Origin of the sequence: Micromonospora sp. WMMA1947, assembly GCF_027497355.1 — a bacterium.
Classification (GTDB): domain Bacteria; phylum Actinomycetota; class Actinomycetes; order Mycobacteriales; family Micromonosporaceae; genus Micromonospora.
Genome location: NZ_CP114909.1, coordinates 3,893,521 through 3,910,038 on the forward strand (window position 1 = coordinate 3,893,521; position 16,518 = coordinate 3,910,038).

The following is a 16,518-nucleotide window of genomic DNA, read 5'->3' on the forward strand; positions in this document are numbered from 1 at the left end:
GCGACCATATGAAAAATTCTGACGTTGCTCAAGCAGTTGTCTGAATTTTAGCTTCACGCAGCCCGGTGACGCCGAGGCCCGGCGCGTCCGGCAGCAGCACGCTCGCGTCCTCGTACCGGATGCCGCCGGCGACCGGCGACCAGGCCAGCCACCAGGCGGCGTCGAGGTCCGACACGGCAGTGGTGCCGCAGGCGGCGACCAGGCTGGCCGCGGCGCCGACCCCCACCGGGCCCTCCATCATCGAGCCGACGATGGTGCCCATGCCGTGCGCGGCGGCCAGGTCGAGCAGCGTACGGGCCGGCTGCAGGCCGCCGCACTTGGCCAGCTTCACGTTCACCATGTCGGCGGCCCGCCGCCGGATCACCTCGACCAGGTCGCGCACGTCGAAGACGGACTCGTCGGCCAGGATCGGCACGTCCACCCGGTCACTGACCCAGGCCAGCCCGTCCAGGTCACGACGGTGCACCGGCTGCTCGACCAGCTCCACGTCGAGCCCCGCGTCCTCGATCGCGCGGATCACCCGGACCGCCTCCCGGGGCGTCCAGCCCTGGTTGGCGTCCAGCCGGATCCGCACGTTCGGACCGACCGCGGCCCGCACCGCGCGGACCCGGTCCAGGTCGCCGCGGGCGTCGGTGCCGACCTTGAGCTTGAGCACGGTGAACCCCTCGGCGCCGCGCCGCGCCGCCGTCGCGGCCAGGTCGACCGCGTCACCGGCGGCCAGCGTGACGTCCGTCGGCACGCGCAGCGCCGTGCCACCGAGCAGACGCACCAGCGGTACGCCGAGCCGCCGCGCGGCCAGGTCGTGCAGCGCCACGTCGAGCGCCGCCTTCGCCGACTCGTTGCCCACCACGGCGCGACGCACCAGGGCGCAGCCCGCCTGGAGGTCGTCGGCGTCCCGGCCGATCAGCAGCGGCGCGAGCAGTTCGCGTACGCACGCCTCGGCGCCGGCCACCGACGCGCCGGTCACCTGCCAGACCTGCGGCGCCTCCCCGAAACCGGGCCGGCCGTCGCCGTCGATCACCTCCACGACCAGGGTGTCCACGGTGGTGGTACGGCGCAGCGCGGTGACGAACGGGGTGTGTAAGGGGGCCGAGAGCCGGTGGGTGCGTACCGCGGCGATCGTCATGTGGGGCACCCTATAGCCAACTGGCGGCGAGCAGGGGAGGGCCGATGGCCGGACGGGACTGGGAGCTGGTGGGCGCGCCGAACGCGCGCGACCTGGGTGGATTGCCGACGACCGATGGGCGGCGGGTACGCGCGGGGCGGCTCATCCGCACGCCCGCGCTGGGCCGCCTCACCGACGAGGACCTGCCGGTGCTGGGCAAGCTCGGCCCGGCCTGCGTGGTGGACCTGCGCGACGTCCACGAGCAGGCGGTGGCCCCGCCGGACCGGCTGGTGGGCGAGCCCCGCACCGTGCACCTGCCGGTGTACGACGCGGCGCACCCGGTGTTCACGTACGTCTCGGCGGTGTTGCAGGGCCACGACCTGAACGCGTACGCGGCGCTGGCCCGCGAGGGCATGCCGGGGGCGATGACGGCGATCTACCGCTGGTTCGTCACCGGTGAGTCGGCGCGGACCGGGTTCGGCGCGGCGGTGCGGCTCGCCGCCGAGGGCGCGAACCTGCCGCTGCTGTTCCACTGCTCGGCCGGCAAGGACCGCACCGGCTGGCTGTCGGTGGTGCTGCTGACCGCGCTGGGGGTGGAGGAGGAGGCGATCCGCGCCGACTACCTGGTGCACAACGAGCTGACCGAGAGCCTGCGCGAGGTGCTGCTGTCGGCGATGATCGAGCGCCGGCCGGACCTGGACCCGGCGGTGGCGCGGCCGCTGCTGGAGGTGCGCCCGGAATACCTGGACGCCGCCTACGACGAGGTGCGCCGCGCGCACGGCTCGTTCGACGCGTACCTGCGCGACGGTCTGGGGGTGACCGACGCGCACCGCGCGGCGCTGCGCGAGCGGCTGCTGGAGTAGCCGGCCGCGGCCGTGCGCGGGCGGCTGCTGGAGTAGCCGGGTCAGCCGGCCAGGTCGTGCCGCGCGGCCCAGACCCGCTCGGAGACGTGCGCGATCAGCCGGCAGGCGTCGTCGGAGACCTCGTCGCCGTCCGCGCCGCCGTCGGCCAGGTCGGTGGTGGTGCAGACGACGATCGTGTACGGCGGCGCGTCGTCCGGGAACACCACGCCCGCGCCGTGGCGCACACCGCGTACCCAGCCGTTCTTGTGCGCGATCCGGGTGCCGTCGGGCAGCCCGGCGGCCAGGTCCTCGCGGTGCTCCTGGGCGACGAGCACGTCGAGCATGGCGGCGCAGCCGGACGGCGAGGCGAGCGGGCCGGGCCGGGTCGCGCCGAGCGCCAGCTCACCGAGCAGGGCGGCCAGGTCGGCGGCGGTGACCAGGTTGTCGACGCCGGAGTCGCGGGCGGCGAAGTCCTCGATGCCGCGGCCGGTGACGCTGTGCCGGGCACCGGCGAGCGCCCACGCCTGCGCCACGGCGGGCAGCCCCACCTGGCCGATGCAGATGTTCGTGGCCAGGTTGCTGGACCGGATGATCATCCGCTCGGCGAGCCAGCGCAGCGGCGCCTCACCGCCGACGCGGTCCCAGACCGCCTCGTCGTTGTCGTAGTTCCGGGCGTTGGCGAACCGGGGTGCACCGGGCAGCGCGGAGTCGAACGAGTTGCGCACCGGCACCGGCGCGTCCAGGTCGAGCCGGCCGGCCTCGGCGGCCCGGAACAGCGCCGCCAGCACCGCCAGCTTCATGGTGCTCGCCGCGTAGTGGGTGGCGTCGGCCCGCCGCGTCCACGTGGGTCGCGCGCCGGGCCGACCCACGTACGCGGAGACGGTGCCGGGCACCTTGTCCAGGTGCGCGTCGAGCTCCTCCCAGGTCATGGGGGCACCGTAGCCGATCTGCGGGGCAGCGGCGGGCCCGGTGCGGGGCTAGCGTGCGGAGATGACGACCCCGTTGTACGACGACATCGCCGACTGGTACGAGGAGTACGCCAGCGAGACCTCGTCGGTCTACATGGACCGGGTCCGGTCGGTGCTGGCCGACCTGCTCGGTGACGGCCCGGGTCGCTGCCTGGACCTGTGCTGCGGCACCGGGGCGCACGCGGCCGAACTGCACCGTCTCGGGTGGACACCGGTGGGGGTGGACCTGTCCGGCGGGCAGCTACGCCACGCCCGCGCCCGGCTGCCGGTGGCCCGGGCCGACGCGACAGCGCTGCCGCTGGCCACCGGCGCCGTACCGGCGGTGGTCTGCGTGCTCGCGCACACCGACATGCCGGACTACCCGGCGGCGGTCGCCGAGGCGGCGCGGGTGCTGGCACCCGGCGGGCGGCTGGTGCACGTCGGCGTGCACCCGTGTTTCGTGGGCGCGTTCGCCGACCGGTCCGAGCCGGAGCGGATCGTGATCGACGGCGGGTACGCCTCGCGGGAGCACACGGTCCGCTCGTGGAACTCGGTAGGCGTCCGCGCCCGGGTGGGCGCCTGGCACCTGCCCCTGGCCGGTTTGCTGAACGCCGTGACGGCCGCCGGCCTGCGGCTGACCCGGGTGGTCGAGTCCGGCTCCGGTCCTGTCCCCGACGTGCTGGCCCTGGAGGCCACCAAGCCCCACTGACCCCGCAGCCGTGACTTCGTCCCGCGCCCGTTCCCGCGGCACCGGCCCCGTGGTGCGTCTCGCGTCCGTGGCGCGGTGCGGGAACCGTGACGCCGTCCCGCGTCCGGTCGCGCGGTGGTCGGCCCGTGGCGCGTCTCGCCGTCTCGCATCTGTCGCGCAGCCGTGCACCCGTCGCGCAGCCGTGCACCCGTCGCGTCGTCTCGCGCGCCCGTCACCGCGCTCATCCGTCGGCGGAGAGGTTCCGCTGCCGCCCTGCCCTCGCAGTAGCCCGGCGACCCACTTCCGCCCTTCACCTCCCTCCTGCCTTGCCCCCAACCAGCCGCCTTCGTCGCCGTCCGATCCCAAGCAACGGGATCCGCGTCCGCAGAACGAGACACGCGGAAGATCTTGGAAGGAATGCGCCCCTATGGGGGCCATTTCGTACCAAGATCTCCCGCTCACCCCGTCGATCATGAGGTTGGCGGCGGACTTGATCTCCAGAACTGCCGCCAACCTCATGATCGACCGGCGACCGGCGACCGGCGACCGGCGACCGGGGGGGCGGTGGAAAGGGGGAGCCCGGTCCGCCGAGGGGCGGGCCGGGCTCCGGGTGGGGCTCGTGAGCGGGCGGTGCGTCAGCCGGCGTGCTTGCGGCGGGCGGCCATCCGGCCGCGCTGGGTCTGGTCCAGCACCACCTTGCGGATGCGCACCGCGGCCGGGGTGACCTCGACGCACTCGTCCTCGCGGCAGAACTCGAGCGCCTGCTCCAGCGACAGCTTGCGCGGCGGGATCAGCTTCTCGGTCTCGTCGGCGGTCGACGAGCGCATGTTGGTGAGCTTCTTCTCCTTGGTGATGTTGACGTCCATGTCGTCGGAGCGGGAGTTCTCACCGACGATCATGCCCTCGTACACCTCGGTGCCCGGCTCGACGAAGAGCTGGCCACGCTCCTGGAGGTTGGTCATCGCGAACGCGGTGACCGACCCGGACCGGTCGGCGACCAGCGACCCGTTGTTGCGGGTGCGCAGCTCGCCGAACCACGGCTCGTACGACTCGAAGACGTGGTGCAGGATGCCGGTGCCGCGGGTCTCGGTGAGGAACTCGGTCCGGAAGCCGATCAGGCCGCGCGCCGGGACCAGCCACTCCATCCGGATCCAGCCGGTGCCGTGGTTGACCAGCTGCTCCATTCGGCCCTTGCGGGTGGCCAGGAGCTGGGTGATGGCGCCCAGGTACTCCTCCGGGGCGTCGATGGTCAGCCGCTCGACCGGCTCGCAGGTCTTGCCGTCGATCTCCCGGGTGACGACCTGCGGCTTGCCGACGGTCAGCTCGAAGGACTCGCGGCGCATCTGCTCGACCAGGATCGCCAGGGCCAGCTCGCCACGGCCCTGCACCTCCCAGGCGTCCGGCCGCTCGGTGGGCAGCACCCGCAGCGACACGTTGCCGACCAGTTCCTTGTCGAGCCGGTCCTTGACCATCCGGGCGGTGACCTTGGCGCCCTTGACCCGGCCGACGAGCGGCGAGGTGTTGGTGCCGATGGTCATCGAGATGGCCGGTTCGTCCACCGTGATCAGCGGCAGCGGCACCGGGTTCTCGGCGTCGGCGAGCGTCTCACCGATCATGATCTCCGGGATGCCGGCGACGGCGATGATGTCGCCCGGCCCGGCGGACTCGGCCGGCTTGCGCTCCAGGCCCTCGGTCATCAGCAGCTCGGAGATGCGTACCCGCTGGGTGCTGCCGTCGGTGCGGCACCAGGCCACGGTCTGGCCCTTGCTGATCGTGCCCTGGCGGACCCGGCACAGCGCGAGCCGGCCCAGGAACGGGGAGGCGTCGAGGTTGGTGACGTGCGCCTGCAGCGGCGCGCCCTCGTCGTAGGCGGGGGCGGGGATGGTGTCCAGCAGGGTGCGGAACAGCGGCTCCAGGTTGCTGCTGTCGTCCGGGACGGCGCCGTCGGCGGGCTGGGTCAGCGAGGCGATGCCGTCGCGGGCGCAGGCGTAGACGATCGGGAAGTCGATCTGCTCCTCGTCGGCGTCCAGGTCGAGGAACAGCTCGTACGTGTCGTCCACGACCTCCTTGATCCGGGCGTCCGGACGGTCCACCTTGTTGATCACCAGGATGATCGGCAGCCGCGCGCGCAGCGCCTTACGGAGCACGAACCGGGTCTGCGGCAGGGGGCCCTCGCTGGCGTCGACCAGCAGCACCACACCGTCGACCATGGTCAGGCCGCGCTCGACCTCGCCGCCGAAGTCGGCGTGACCGGGGGTGTCGATGATGTTGATGGTGACCGGTTCCGAGCCGTCCGCCGGCAGGTACCGCACGCCGGTGTTCTTGGCGAGGATGGTGATGCCCTTCTCGCGCTCGAGGTCCATCGAGTCCATGACCCGCTCGGTGTTCTCACCGCGGGCGCCGTAGGCGCCGGCCTGCCGCAACATGGCGTCGACCAGGGTCGTCTTGCCGTGGTCGACGTGGGCGATGATGGCGACGTTGCGGAGGTCGGTGCGTAGCTGCATACCCTCCATACTCCTGTCTGCGGTTGCCGGGGCACGCCTCGGGGTCACCCCGAGACAACCCGGATCTGCGTCGAAAGTGCTGTGCCGACCGTTCCAGCGACTGGCATGCTGACACCCGTGCGGGGTGTCCGATGCCTGACCTGCTGAGCTGGCTGCAGGAGCTGCCGCCCCTGCTGATCTACCTGGCCGCCGCGGCGATCGTCGCGGCGGAGACCGCGGTGATCGTCGGGCTGCTGATGCCCGGCGAGGCGACCCTGCTTCTGGTCGGCTTCCTAGCGTACGCGGGCACGCTGCGCCTCGCGCCCGTGCTGGTGGCCATGACCGCCGCCGCCGTGATCGGAGACACACTCGCGTGGCGGGCCGGCCGCCGGTACGGCCCCCGGCTGCGCGCCTCGGGAGTCGGCGCCCGGATCGGCGCGCACCGGTGGCGGCGGGCCGACTCGCTGCTGGAGCGCCTCGGTGGCCGGGGCGTGCTCGCGGCCCGCTGGATCGCGTTCGCCCGCACGCTGGCGCCCCGGCTGGCCGGGTCGGCGGGGATGCCGTACCGGCGGTTCGCGCCGTGGAACCTGGCCGGGGTGGCGAGCTGGGTCGGCGCCTCGGTGCTGGCCGGATACCTGGCCGGTGAGTCGTACGAGCGGGTGTCGAAGCTGCTCGGCCGGGCCACCGGTGCGGTGCTGGCCCTGCTGCTGTGCCTGCTCGCCGTGGTGCTCGCCGGCCGCTGGCTGGGGCGCAACCCGGACCCGGTACGCGCACTGGCGGCGCGGGCCGCCGCGTTGCCGCCGCTGCGCTGGGTGCGGGCCCGGTACGGCGTGCTGTTCTTCCTGGTCGCCATGCGGGTCGGCCCGGCCTGGACGCTGCTGATCAACCTGGCGCTGGGGCTGGCGCTGCTGTTCGTCGCCGGGCTGGCCGTGGCGGTCCTGCTGGAGGCGGTCGTCGCGCACAGCGGGCTCGGGGTCCTCGACGGGCTGGTCGCCGACTGGTTCGCCGCCCGGCGTACCCCCGGGGTGGTCGACACGGCGCTGCTGGCGGTGTCGGTGCTGCGCGGCTGGGTGCTGATCGCCGCGGTCGCCCTGGTCGCCGCGGTGGTGGCGCGGCGGGCTCGGGCGTGGCGGGCGGACCCGCTCGGAGTGCTGGGCACTGCCGGCGCCGCCGTACCGCTGGTGTTGCTCGTCGTCGTCGCGGACCTGACCGGTCCGGGCGGCCCGGACCGCCCCGGTGACCTGTTCCCGACACAGAACGCGGTGGTGACCGCGAGCTTCGGCACGCTGGCCTGGCTGCTGTCGCGGGGTGCCCGCTGGCCGGTGGGCGCGGCGGTGTGGACGGCCGCGTCGGCGGGGGTGGTCACGGTCACCGGCGCGCGGCTCTATCTGGGCTTCAGCACGGCGAGCGGCACCGTCACGGCGGTTCTGCTGGGCCTGGCCTGGACGACCGTCTTCGTGGTGGCGTGGGCGACCCGGAACCGCCTGGCCGAGCGGGACGAGCGTCCGGCGGGCGTGGACCGGGAGGAGCGGACCGCGTACGCGGAGCCGGACGACGGTCCGGCCGACGCGGTGGCGGGGGAGCCGCCGCCCCGGCCCCGGGGCCGCCGGTCCGCGTTTCGGGTACCCCGCGGACCTGTCGATCCTTGCTAGGGTGCGCCGACGAGGACTACGGGGAGGTCCGATGCGGCGAGGACTCGGCCGGTGGGCCGTGACAGTGGTGGCGTTGCTCGCGGCAGGCACGCTGACGGCGTGCGGCGACGAGGAACGGCCGGTGCGAGAGGTCGCTGTGGAACTGCCCACGGCGGCGTCGGCGGACCAGCCGCAGGAGGCGCCCGCCGACGCGCCGAGCGAGGAGCCACCGGCGGTTGCGGCGATGGGTGGACGGCCCAGCCCGAGCGCGTCGGCGAAACCGAAGCCGCGGGCGAAGCCGTCCCGCACGTCGACGGCGCCGCTGGCCCGGCCGAAGCCGCCGACCGAGACCCAGGTGCCACCGGCGCCACCGAAGCCGGCCGACGACGGCTGCAAGCCGAGCTACCGGGGCACCAAGGCCAGCCAGAGCCAGGTGAAGGCGGCGCTCGCCGACGCCGCGGCGCGTACCTACTGGCCGACCTCGGCGCCGGACATCCGCATCCCGTCGGCGCTGCTGAAGGCCACCGCCTGGCAGGAGAGCGGGTGGCAGTCCAACATCATCGCCTGTGACGGCGGGGTCGGGCTGATGCAGGTCATGCCGGCCACGGCGGACTGGATGAACCAGCGGTTCGGCCAGTCGTACGACATCGACGCCTACCGGGACAACGCCTACCTGGGCGGCACCTACCTGGCCTGGCTGACCAAGTACATCGGCGACATGTACTTCGAGTCCGACTACCGGCTCGACGCCTCACTGTGCACCAGCGAGCTGAACTCCTGCCTGCTCAACGCCGTGATCGCGGCCTACAACTACGGGCACGGCGCGGTGGCGCGGGAGGATCAGCCGCTGACCATCCCCAACCCGCAGTACGTGCGCAACGTGCGGGCGCTGATGACCGAGTGCGAGTGCCTGAGCTTCTGAGCGAACCGACGAACGGGCGGACGGACGAACGGGCGGGGGCCGGCGCGTACGCGCCGGCCCCCGCCCGTCTGGTCAGTCCCGCGCGGCGACCGGCTCGGCCGGCGTCGCGGCGGGCGCGTCGGCGTCCCGCTTGATCCGTCCGGGCCACCAGAACCGGTCGCCGAGCAGGAACGCCAGCGCCGGCACCAGCACCGTACGCACCAGCAGCGTGTCCAGCAGCACACCGATGCAGACGATGATGCCGATCTGGGTCAGCGTGATCAGCGGCAGCACGCCGAGCACCGCGAACACCGCGGCCAGCAGGATGCCGGCGCTGGTGATCACGCCGCCGGTGACCCGCAGCGCCGACAGCATCCCGTCGCGGGTGCCGGTGCGCCGGGCGTCCTCCCGGGCCCGGGTGACCAGGAAGATGTTGTAGTCGACGCCGAGCGCCACCAGGAAGACGAACGCGAGCAGCAGCACCCCGCTGTCCAGCGCCGGGAAGTCCAGCACGTGGTCGAAGAGCAGCCAGGCCGCGCCGAGGCTGGCGAAGAACGAGGCGATCACTGTGAGCACCAGCAGCAGCGGCGCCAGGAGCCCGCGCAGCAGCAGCACCAGCACCGCGCCGACCAGCAGCAGGATGAGCGGCAGGATCAGCTTGAGGTCCTTGGTGTTGGCCTCGTTCGAGTCGTACGTCGCGGCGACCGAACCACCGACCAGGGCGCCGTCGGGGGCGTCCGCGCCGTCCACGGCGGGCGGGGCGGAGTCCGGTACGGCGGCCACGGCGTCGCGCAGCGCCACCACGGCCCGGTCGGAGGCGGCGCTGCCCGGCTCGGCGGTGAGCACCACGTCGATCTGGGCGACCCGGTCCCCGGCGGCGCCGGGGCGGGCCGAGGCGACCCCGTCGACGCCGCTCGCCGCGGCCAGGACCGCCTGCGCGGCCTGCGGGGTGGTGAGCACCGCGACCGGCTGGGTGCTGCCGGCCGGGAACGCCCGGGCGAGCGTCTCGGCTCCGGCGACGGCCTCGGGCTTCTCGCTGAACTGCTCGGTCTCGGACAGCCCGGTGCGGATGCCGAGGCCGCCGAGGGCGAGGCCGGCGAGCAGCAGGACGGCGAGCGCGGCGACCGGCAGCGGCCGGCGGACCACCAGCTCGCCGAGGCGGCCCCAGATCCGGCCCTCGCGGGCGGCGCTGCCGACGCGGGGGATGAACGGCCAGAACAGACCCCGGCCGAACAGCAGCAGGGCGGCAGGGAGCACGAACAGCGCGGAGAGCATGGCGAGGATCACACCGGTGGCGCAGGCGATGGCGAGCGCCCGGTTGGTCTCCTGCTCGGACAGCAGCAGCGTGAGCACGCCGAGGACGACGGTGCTGCCGCTGGCCAGGATCGGCTCGGCGGTACGGCGCAGCGCGCGCCGCATGGCGGCGAACCGGTCCTCCTCGCGGCGCAGTTCCTCCCGATAGCGGGCGATGAGCAGCAGCGCGTAGTTGGTGGCGGCGCCGAACACCAGCACGCTGGCGATGCCCGTGACCTGCCCGCTGGGCAGGTAGATGCCGAAGGCGGGGACGAGGGACTCCACCACGCGCAGCGTGATCTGCTCGGTGGCGCCCACGACCAGCAGCGGTACGAGCCACAGGAACGGGCTGCGGTAGGTGACCAGCAGCAGCACCGCCACCACGGCGGCGGTGACCAGCAGCAGCGTGGTGTCCGCGCCCTGGAACACCTTGCCCAGGTCGGCGGTGAACGCGGGCCCGCCGGTGACCTCGACGGTCAGCTCACCGGGCAGGTCACCGACCGCCTCGCGGAGCTTCTCCACCTCGTCGACCACCGCCGACGGGCCGCCCTCGGTGGACAGCGGCACCGCGACCAGCGCCACCGTGCCGTCCGGGGAGACCTGGGCGGGGGAGACCCGTCCGCCCGCGGCGAGCGAGCTCAACTCGCCGCCGAGGCCGTCGAGGACGCCTCGGTCGGCTCCGCTCAGCGGGGCCTGGTCGGCGCGGCTGACCACCACCAGGGCGGTCTGGGCGTCCTTGGAGGGCAACTGGTCCTGCAGTCGCTCGACCTGCGTCGACTGCCATTCCACGGACAGGCCGGTGCCGGAGACGGGCTCGGGATTGTCCGGCTTCGGTAGCCCGAAGGCGACCACGCCGACGACGAGCGCGGCGGCCAGGGTGAGCCAGGCGGCCAGCCGGCCCCGGACGACGCGGGTGAACAGAGACATCTGATGCCCTCACATGTTGGTCGCGGGGGATTCTCTTTGAACGAGTATCTTGATGAGCGAGATTATCCGGGGTGGTTCTATGCTGCAACCGGAACTGTTCGACAGGGGGTGGCGGCAAGCGGTGGCGGCGCACAGGATGTATCGGCGACGCGACGACCCGCGCGGGCGCATGGTCGCCGACATCACAAACGACCTGCGCCGTTACTCGGTCGACGCCCAGCACATCGGGCACGCGTTCGCCGGGCTGCACGGCCTGAACGCCACCGACCTGTACGCGCTGATCGCGGTCATGGAGGCCGAGCTGGTGGGCGACCCGATCACCCCCGGCCGGCTCGGTGAGGCGCTCAACCTCTCCTCCGGCTCGGTGACGGCGCTGGTCGACCGGCTGGAGCGCGGCGGGCACATCCGGCGCGACCGGGACACCGCCGACCGTCGCAAGATCCTCCTGCACTACGCCGACCGCGGCGCGACGCTGGCGCAGAGCTTCTTCGGGCCGCTGGGCCGCCGTACCGACGAGGTGATGGACCGCTTCAGCGACGACGAGCTGGCCGTGGTGCACCGGTTCATGGCCGAGATGGTGCACTCCATGCGCACCCACCGGGACGAGATCCGCGCCGCGCCCCGCCGTGGCGCCGCCTCCGGAGACGCCTGATCGTGCGGCTGGTCACCCGGGCCGCCGCCGCGGTGCTGCGACTGCCCGCCGCCCGGACCGGGCGGGTCGCGGTCACCCGGGACATCCCGGTCCGGGTACGCGACGGCGTGACGCTGCGCACCGACCACTACGCGCCCGGCCCGGCCGCCGCGCCGTGCGTGCTGATCCGCACCCCGTACGGGCGGGGCGGGCCGATCCGGCTGCTCGGCCGCCTGATCGCCGAGCGGGGCTTCCACGTGGTGATCCAGTCGTGCCGCGGCACGTTCGGCTCGGGCGGCGAGTTCGCGCCGCTGGTGCACGAGCGCGACGACGGCCTGGACACGCTGGACTGGCTGCGCCGCCAGCGGTGGTGGACCGGCGCCTTCGGCATGTTCGGCGCCAGCTACCAGGGCTTCGTGCAGTGGGCGCTCGCCGCCGAGGCGGGCGACGAGCTGCGCGCGATGGTCGCCGTGGTGACCGCGTCGGCCACCCGGGACTCCACGTACGCGGGGGAGTCGTTCGCGCTGGACACGGTGCTCACCTGGGCCGAGCTGCTCGAGGCGCAGACGGTGCCCTGGCTGGCCCGGCAGTGGGAACTCAAGCGCGGCCAGCCCCGGCTCGCCCGGGCGCTGGCGCACCTGCCGCTGGCCGAGGCCGACCGGGTCGCCACCGGCGTCACCGTGCCGTTCTTCCAGGAGTGGCTGCGGCACCACACCCCCGACGCCGACTACTGGCGTACCCGGGTCTTCGGTGACCGGATCACCGAGGTCCGCGCGCCGGTGGCCATGGTCAGCGGCTGGCAGGACATCTTCCTGCCGGCCCAGCTCGACGACCATGCCCGCCTGCGGGCCGCCGGGGCGCATACCCGCCTGGTCGTCGGGCCGTGGACGCACGGCAGCCCCGGGCTGCTCCTGGCCTCGCTGCGGGAAGGGCTGGACTGGCTCGACACCCACCTGGCCGGACGGCCCGGCCCGGAACGCGCGCCGGTGCGGGTGCACGTCGGCGGCGCCGGCGGCGGCTGGCGCGACCTGCCGGACTGGCCGCCACCGGCCACGCCCACCCGGTGGCACCTGCGATCCGGCGGCGGACTGGCCGCGCAACCGCAGGAGCACGGCGCGCCGGACCGGATCTGGTACGACCCGGCCGACCCCACCCCGTCGCTCGGTGGCCCGCTGCTGGTGGCTCAGCGGGCCGGCGCGGTGGACAACCGGCCGGTCGAGGCCCGCCCGGACGTGCTGACGTACACCAGCGAGCGGTTGCGGGAGCCGGTCGAGGTGGCCGGGCCGGTACGCGCCGAGATCCACCTGCGCAGCGAACTGTCGTACCTGGACGTGTTCGTGCGTCTGTGCGACGTGGACCGGCGCGGGCGCTCCTGGAACGTCTGCGACGGCCTGGTCCGCGTCGAGCCCGGGCGGTTCCCGCGCGATCCGTCCGGAGTGGTCACCGTGCCGGTGACGCTCTGGCCGACGGCGTACCGCTTCGCGCCGGGCCACCGCCTGCGGGTGCAGGTCTCCGGTGGCGCCCACCCGCGTTACGCGCGCAACCCCGGCACCGGCGAGCCACTCGGCACGGCTGTGACCCTCCGTGCTGGCTGGCGGGAGATCCTCCACGATCGCGAGCATCCCTCGGCACTGGTGCTGCCGCTCGTGCCGGCACCGTCCACAGCGGGCTGATAGTTCAAAAAACCGTCCCTGAGCTGGGCACTTCTGCCTAACCGTGGTTAAGCTCGGAGCAAGTGCCCGGTGCCGTGCAGTTATCCGGCGGGGCGCGTCCGCGGATCGCACGTCATCACGCGGTGTGATTGTCGTGCCCTCGCCGGTCATCGATCGGAAGGGGACCTGCCATGACGTCGGCCCCGGCGAACCTGCTGGCCGTCCGCAACCTGTTACTCACCTACCTCAACGTCGACAAGAAGGCCGTACGCGCCGACGACCTGGAGCCGGCGGAGGTCGGCATCGTCGGCGACGTCAACCACCGCGGCGGCTACCACTGCGGCTCCGACCGGGTCGTCAAGAACGACTACTCCGTGGTGGAGTCCAACCGGGACCGGTCCGGGCTCACGCTGTACGCGTCGGCGCTGGACGTCGGCACGTTCTCCGTCCGCTCCGGCGGCGGCACGCACAACCTGCGGACGTTCTCCACCTGGATGGTGGCGCAGTGCGTGGCGAACGCGGCCGACACCCGGGACATCAGGGAGATCATCTACTCCCCGGACGGGCGGACCGTACGCCGCTGGGACCGGCTGGGGCGGCGTACCGGCGGGGACAGCAGCCACCTGTTCCACACCCACATCAGCTTCTTCCGCGACTCCACGAAGGCGGGCCGGGACCAGACCCCGCTGTTCCGCCGCTACCTGACCGCGATCGGGATGATCGCCATCGCGAAACCGGAGGACGACATGGAACAGACCGACAAGCTCATCCGGGACACCGGCTCGAAGAACCGCACAGTGGGCGATGCCCTGGCCGACCTGCAGAACCTGCGCAACTGGCTGATCTCGCCGGTCAACACCACGGGACTCGTGAACCCGCCGATGGCGAACTCGCCGTTGCAGCAGATGCTGGCGATGCTGCGCGCCTGGCCGGCGCTGGTGGCGCAGGTGAACGAGCTGTCCGGCAAGGACTTCACCGACGAGGAGCAGATCGTCTCCGGGGTGCTGGCCGGGCTGCCGCCGGAGAAGATCGCCGAGGCCATTCCGCCACAGATCGCCAGGGACGTGGCCGACGAACTGTCCCGGCGGCTGACCGCCTGACCGCACGGCGCCGCGACCACGGGTCGCGGCGCCGTGGTCCGGCCCATTCCGCAACAGCTGTTGCGCAACATCTCTTGCGAATGCCAGACTCGCCGCATGGAACCCACCGTCCGGCAGGTCACCGACTCGCGGGTGCTCGCCGCGCTCGCCCACCCCCTGCGCCGCCGGCTCATGGACGTGCTCAAGGTGTACGGCCCGTGCACCGTCGGCATGCTCGCCGAACGCACCGACCAGGCCCCGGCGAACGTGAGCCACCATCTCAAGGTGCTGGCCGCCGCCGACCTGCTGGTGGAGGCGCCCGAGCTGGCACGCGACCGCCGGGAACGCTGGTGGCGGCTGCGCGACCGCGGGGTGCGCTGGTCCAACAGCGACTTCGACGACGACCCGGCGGCCCGGGTCGTGGCCGACGCTGCCAGCTCGCTCAACCTGGAACGGCACGCCGAACTGGTCCGCGCCTGGCACTCGGCACCCGACGACGCGCACGCCGCGTGGGGCGAGGGGCCGTTCAGCACCGACAAGTGGCTGCGCCTGACCCCCGACGAGCTGGCCGAACTCAGCCGCGAGGTGATCGCGCTGTTCGCCCGGTGGGCCGACCGGCCGATCCCCGACGACGGGCAGCGCCGCGAGCCGGTCTTCGTGTTCGCCCACGGCGTCCCGGGCCGGCCGTGACCGCCCACACCGTTGCGGCGACGGCAGCGCGCGCCTTACCGGGGCGCCCGTCGTGACCGCCCCCGCGTCTACGGCCGGGCCGGTCGCCCCGCCGCGCGGCGGGCTGTTCCGGCACCGCGACTTCCGGCTGCTCTGGACCGGCCACACGGTGAGCGCAGTGGGCAGCAACATGACCGCTGTGGCGCTGCCCCTGGTCGCGGTCGCGGTGCTCGACGCCACCACGTTCCAGGTGGCGGTGCTCACCGCCGCGGCGTGGCTGCCCTGGCTGCTCGCCGGCCTGCCGGTCGGGGCGTGGGTCGACCGGGTCCGTCGCCGCCCGGTGATGATCGCCGCCGACCTCGCCGCCGCGGCGCTGTTCGCCAGCGTGCCGCTGGCCGCCCTGGCCGGGCTGCTCACCGTCGGGCATCTGCTGATGGTGGCGCTCGGCGCCGGCCTGGCCCGGGTCTTCTTCGAAACCGCCGACCAGGTCTACCTGCCCACGCTGCTGCGTCCGGAGCAGGTGCCCGAGGCCAACGCCCGGCTGCACGCCACCCAGACCGCGAGCTACCTCGTCGGGCCCGGACTGGCCGGTCTCGTCGCCCAGCTCGTCGGCGCGGTGACCGCGGTGGCGCTGGACGCGCTCACCTTCCTGCTGTCCGCGCTCTGCCTGCGCCGGATCAGCGCGGTCGAGGCCCGCCCGCACCGTCCGGACGGGACGACGTCGCTGCGCCGCGAGGTCGCCGCCGGATTGCGGTTCGTCGTCCGCGACCCGTACCTGCGGGTGCTGACGGTCTTCGGGGCGGCGAGCAACATCGGGCTCATCGGCTACCAGGCGGTGCTCGTGGTGTTCCTGGTCCGCTCGGCCGAGCTGCCCGCCGGGCTGGTCGGCCTCCTGATCGGACTCGCCAGCCTCGGCGGTGTGATCGGGGCCGCGCTCGCCGCGCGCCTGGCCCGTCGGCTCGGCAGTGCCCGTACGCTGCTCGTCGCCGGCGCCCTGACCGGCCCGCCCGCGCTGCTCATCCCGCTGGCCGGGCCCGACGCGCGGACCGCCTGGCTGGTGCTCGGCGGCGTGCTGGTGAGCCTCGGCGTCGCGATCGGCAACGTGGTGAAGGGCAGCTTCCGGCAGACGTACACACCACATCGGCTGCTCGGCCGCGTCACGGTGAGCATGCACCTGCTCAACTACGGCACGATCCCGCTCGCCGCGCTGCTCGCCGGCGCGCTGGGCGCGGCGTGGGGGCCGGGTGGCGCGATCCGGGTGATGACCGCCTGGCTGGCGCTGACCCCGCTGATCCTGCTGGCCGGGCCACTACGGAAACGGCGCGACCTGCCGGCCGCGCCGTCCTGATGATGCACTGCGGCGGCGGTCGGACTCCGACCGCCGCCACCGGCACGCGTTACATCGGACGAACGTTGTCCGCCTGCGGGCCCTTCTGCCCCTGGGTCACCTCGAACTCGACCTTCTGGCCCTCGTTCAGCTCGCGGTAGCCACTGCTCTGGATGGCCGAGTAGTGGACGAACACGTCCGGGCCTCCGCCGTCCTGCTCGATGAAGCCGAAGCCCTTTTCCGAGTTGAACCACTTGACCGTGCCGGTTGCCATGCGTCTCTCCCTGTTCCAATGCGGGCGAACACCGGCTCCGCGGCCGGTGATCGCCCTGTACCACCCCGA

At 73.5% G+C, this 16,518-nt stretch carries 14 protein-coding genes; 9 read left to right on the forward strand and 5 right to left on the reverse strand.

Going from position 1 to position 16,518, the window contains the following annotated elements; genetic code table 11:
- Nucleotides 1–28 precede the first annotated feature (28 nt).
- Nucleotides 29–1,126 carry a dipeptide epimerase gene (locus O7604_RS18700; protein ID WP_281577232.1) on the reverse strand — a complete coding sequence of 366 codons (1,098 nt, stop codon included), beginning with the start codon at nucleotides 1,124–1,126 and terminating at the stop codon, nucleotides 29–31.
- A 44-nt stretch (nucleotides 1,127–1,170) separates the two neighbouring features.
- Here O7604_RS18700 and O7604_RS18705 point away from each other — a divergent pair, with 44 nt between their 5' ends.
- Nucleotides 1,171–1,968, forward strand: coding sequence for a tyrosine-protein phosphatase (locus tag O7604_RS18705; RefSeq protein ID WP_281577233.1), 798 nt, complete (start codon nucleotides 1,171–1,173; stop codon nucleotides 1,966–1,968).
- A gap of 41 nt (nucleotides 1,969–2,009) precedes the next feature.
- Here O7604_RS18705 and O7604_RS18710 read toward each other — a convergent pair whose 3' ends face one another.
- Nucleotides 2,010–2,876 carry a serine hydrolase gene (locus tag O7604_RS18710; RefSeq protein WP_281577234.1) on the reverse strand — a complete coding sequence of 289 codons (867 nt, stop codon included), beginning with the start codon at nucleotides 2,874–2,876 and terminating at the stop codon, nucleotides 2,010–2,012.
- Between the two features lie 61 nt (nucleotides 2,877–2,937).
- Between O7604_RS18710 and O7604_RS18715 the strand changes: the two genes are divergently transcribed.
- Nucleotides 2,938–3,603, forward strand: a complete 666-nt coding sequence (locus tag O7604_RS18715) for a class I SAM-dependent methyltransferase (RefSeq protein ID WP_281577235.1) — start codon at nucleotides 2,938–2,940, stop codon at nucleotides 3,601–3,603.
- Between the two features lie 614 nt (nucleotides 3,604–4,217).
- On the opposite strand, the gene typA is transcribed toward O7604_RS18715, so the two are convergent.
- Complete coding sequence (gene typA / locus O7604_RS18720; protein ID WP_174535428.1) at nucleotides 4,218–6,086, reverse strand: translational GTPase TypA; 1,869 nt, start codon at nucleotides 6,084–6,086, stop codon at nucleotides 4,218–4,220.
- A gap of 131 nt (nucleotides 6,087–6,217) precedes the next feature.
- On the opposite strand from typA, the gene O7604_RS18725 reads away from it, so the two are divergent.
- Complete coding sequence (locus tag O7604_RS18725; protein WP_269704998.1) at nucleotides 6,218–7,717, forward strand: DedA family protein; 1,500 nt, start codon at nucleotides 6,218–6,220, stop codon at nucleotides 7,715–7,717.
- A 31-nt stretch (nucleotides 7,718–7,748) separates the two neighbouring features.
- A complete protein-coding gene (locus tag O7604_RS18730) occupies nucleotides 7,749–8,618 on the forward strand; it encodes a transglycosylase SLT domain-containing protein (RefSeq protein ID WP_269705000.1) in 870 nt (289 codons plus the stop codon).
- Nucleotides 8,619–8,690: 72 nt separating this feature from the next.
- Here the strand turns inward: O7604_RS18730 and O7604_RS18735 are convergent, their stop codons facing one another.
- On the reverse strand, nucleotides 8,691–10,817 hold the full coding sequence (locus tag O7604_RS18735) for an efflux RND transporter permease subunit (protein WP_281577236.1): 2,127 nt from the start codon (nucleotides 10,815–10,817) through the stop codon (nucleotides 8,691–8,693).
- A 136-nt stretch (nucleotides 10,818–10,953) separates the two neighbouring features.
- Between O7604_RS18735 and O7604_RS18740 the strand changes: the two genes are divergently transcribed.
- From O7604_RS18740 to O7604_RS18760, 5 genes are all read left to right on the forward strand, one after another.
- Complete coding sequence (locus tag O7604_RS18740) at nucleotides 10,954–11,469, forward strand: MarR family transcriptional regulator (RefSeq protein WP_269707055.1); 516 nt, start codon at nucleotides 10,954–10,956, stop codon at nucleotides 11,467–11,469.
- A complete protein-coding gene (locus tag O7604_RS18745; protein ID WP_269707056.1) occupies nucleotides 11,466–13,121 on the forward strand; it encodes a CocE/NonD family hydrolase in 1,656 nt (551 codons plus the stop codon). The genes O7604_RS18740 and O7604_RS18745 overlap by 4 nt, the downstream gene beginning before the upstream one ends.
- Nucleotides 13,122–13,291: 170 nt before the next feature.
- Nucleotides 13,292–14,200, forward strand: coding sequence for a hypothetical protein (locus O7604_RS18750; protein ID WP_281577237.1), 909 nt, complete (start codon nucleotides 13,292–13,294; stop codon nucleotides 14,198–14,200).
- Nucleotides 14,201–14,296: 96 nt separating this feature from the next.
- Nucleotides 14,297–14,869: a metalloregulator ArsR/SmtB family transcription factor gene (locus O7604_RS18755; protein WP_281577238.1), complete on the forward strand. Its 573-nt coding sequence runs from the start codon at nucleotides 14,297–14,299 to the stop codon at nucleotides 14,867–14,869.
- Between the two features lie 52 nt (nucleotides 14,870–14,921).
- The gene (locus O7604_RS18760; protein WP_281577239.1) at nucleotides 14,922–16,196 is read left to right on the forward strand and encodes an MFS transporter; all 1,275 of its coding nucleotides are present in this window, start codon (nucleotides 14,922–14,924) and stop codon (nucleotides 16,194–16,196) included.
- A 49-nt stretch (nucleotides 16,197–16,245) separates the two neighbouring features.
- Here O7604_RS18760 and O7604_RS18765 read toward each other — a convergent pair whose 3' ends face one another.
- The gene (locus tag O7604_RS18765; RefSeq protein WP_013287480.1) at nucleotides 16,246–16,449 is read right to left on the reverse strand and encodes a cold-shock protein; all 204 of its coding nucleotides are present in this window, start codon (nucleotides 16,447–16,449) and stop codon (nucleotides 16,246–16,248) included.
- Nucleotides 16,450–16,518: the final 69 nt, after the last annotated feature.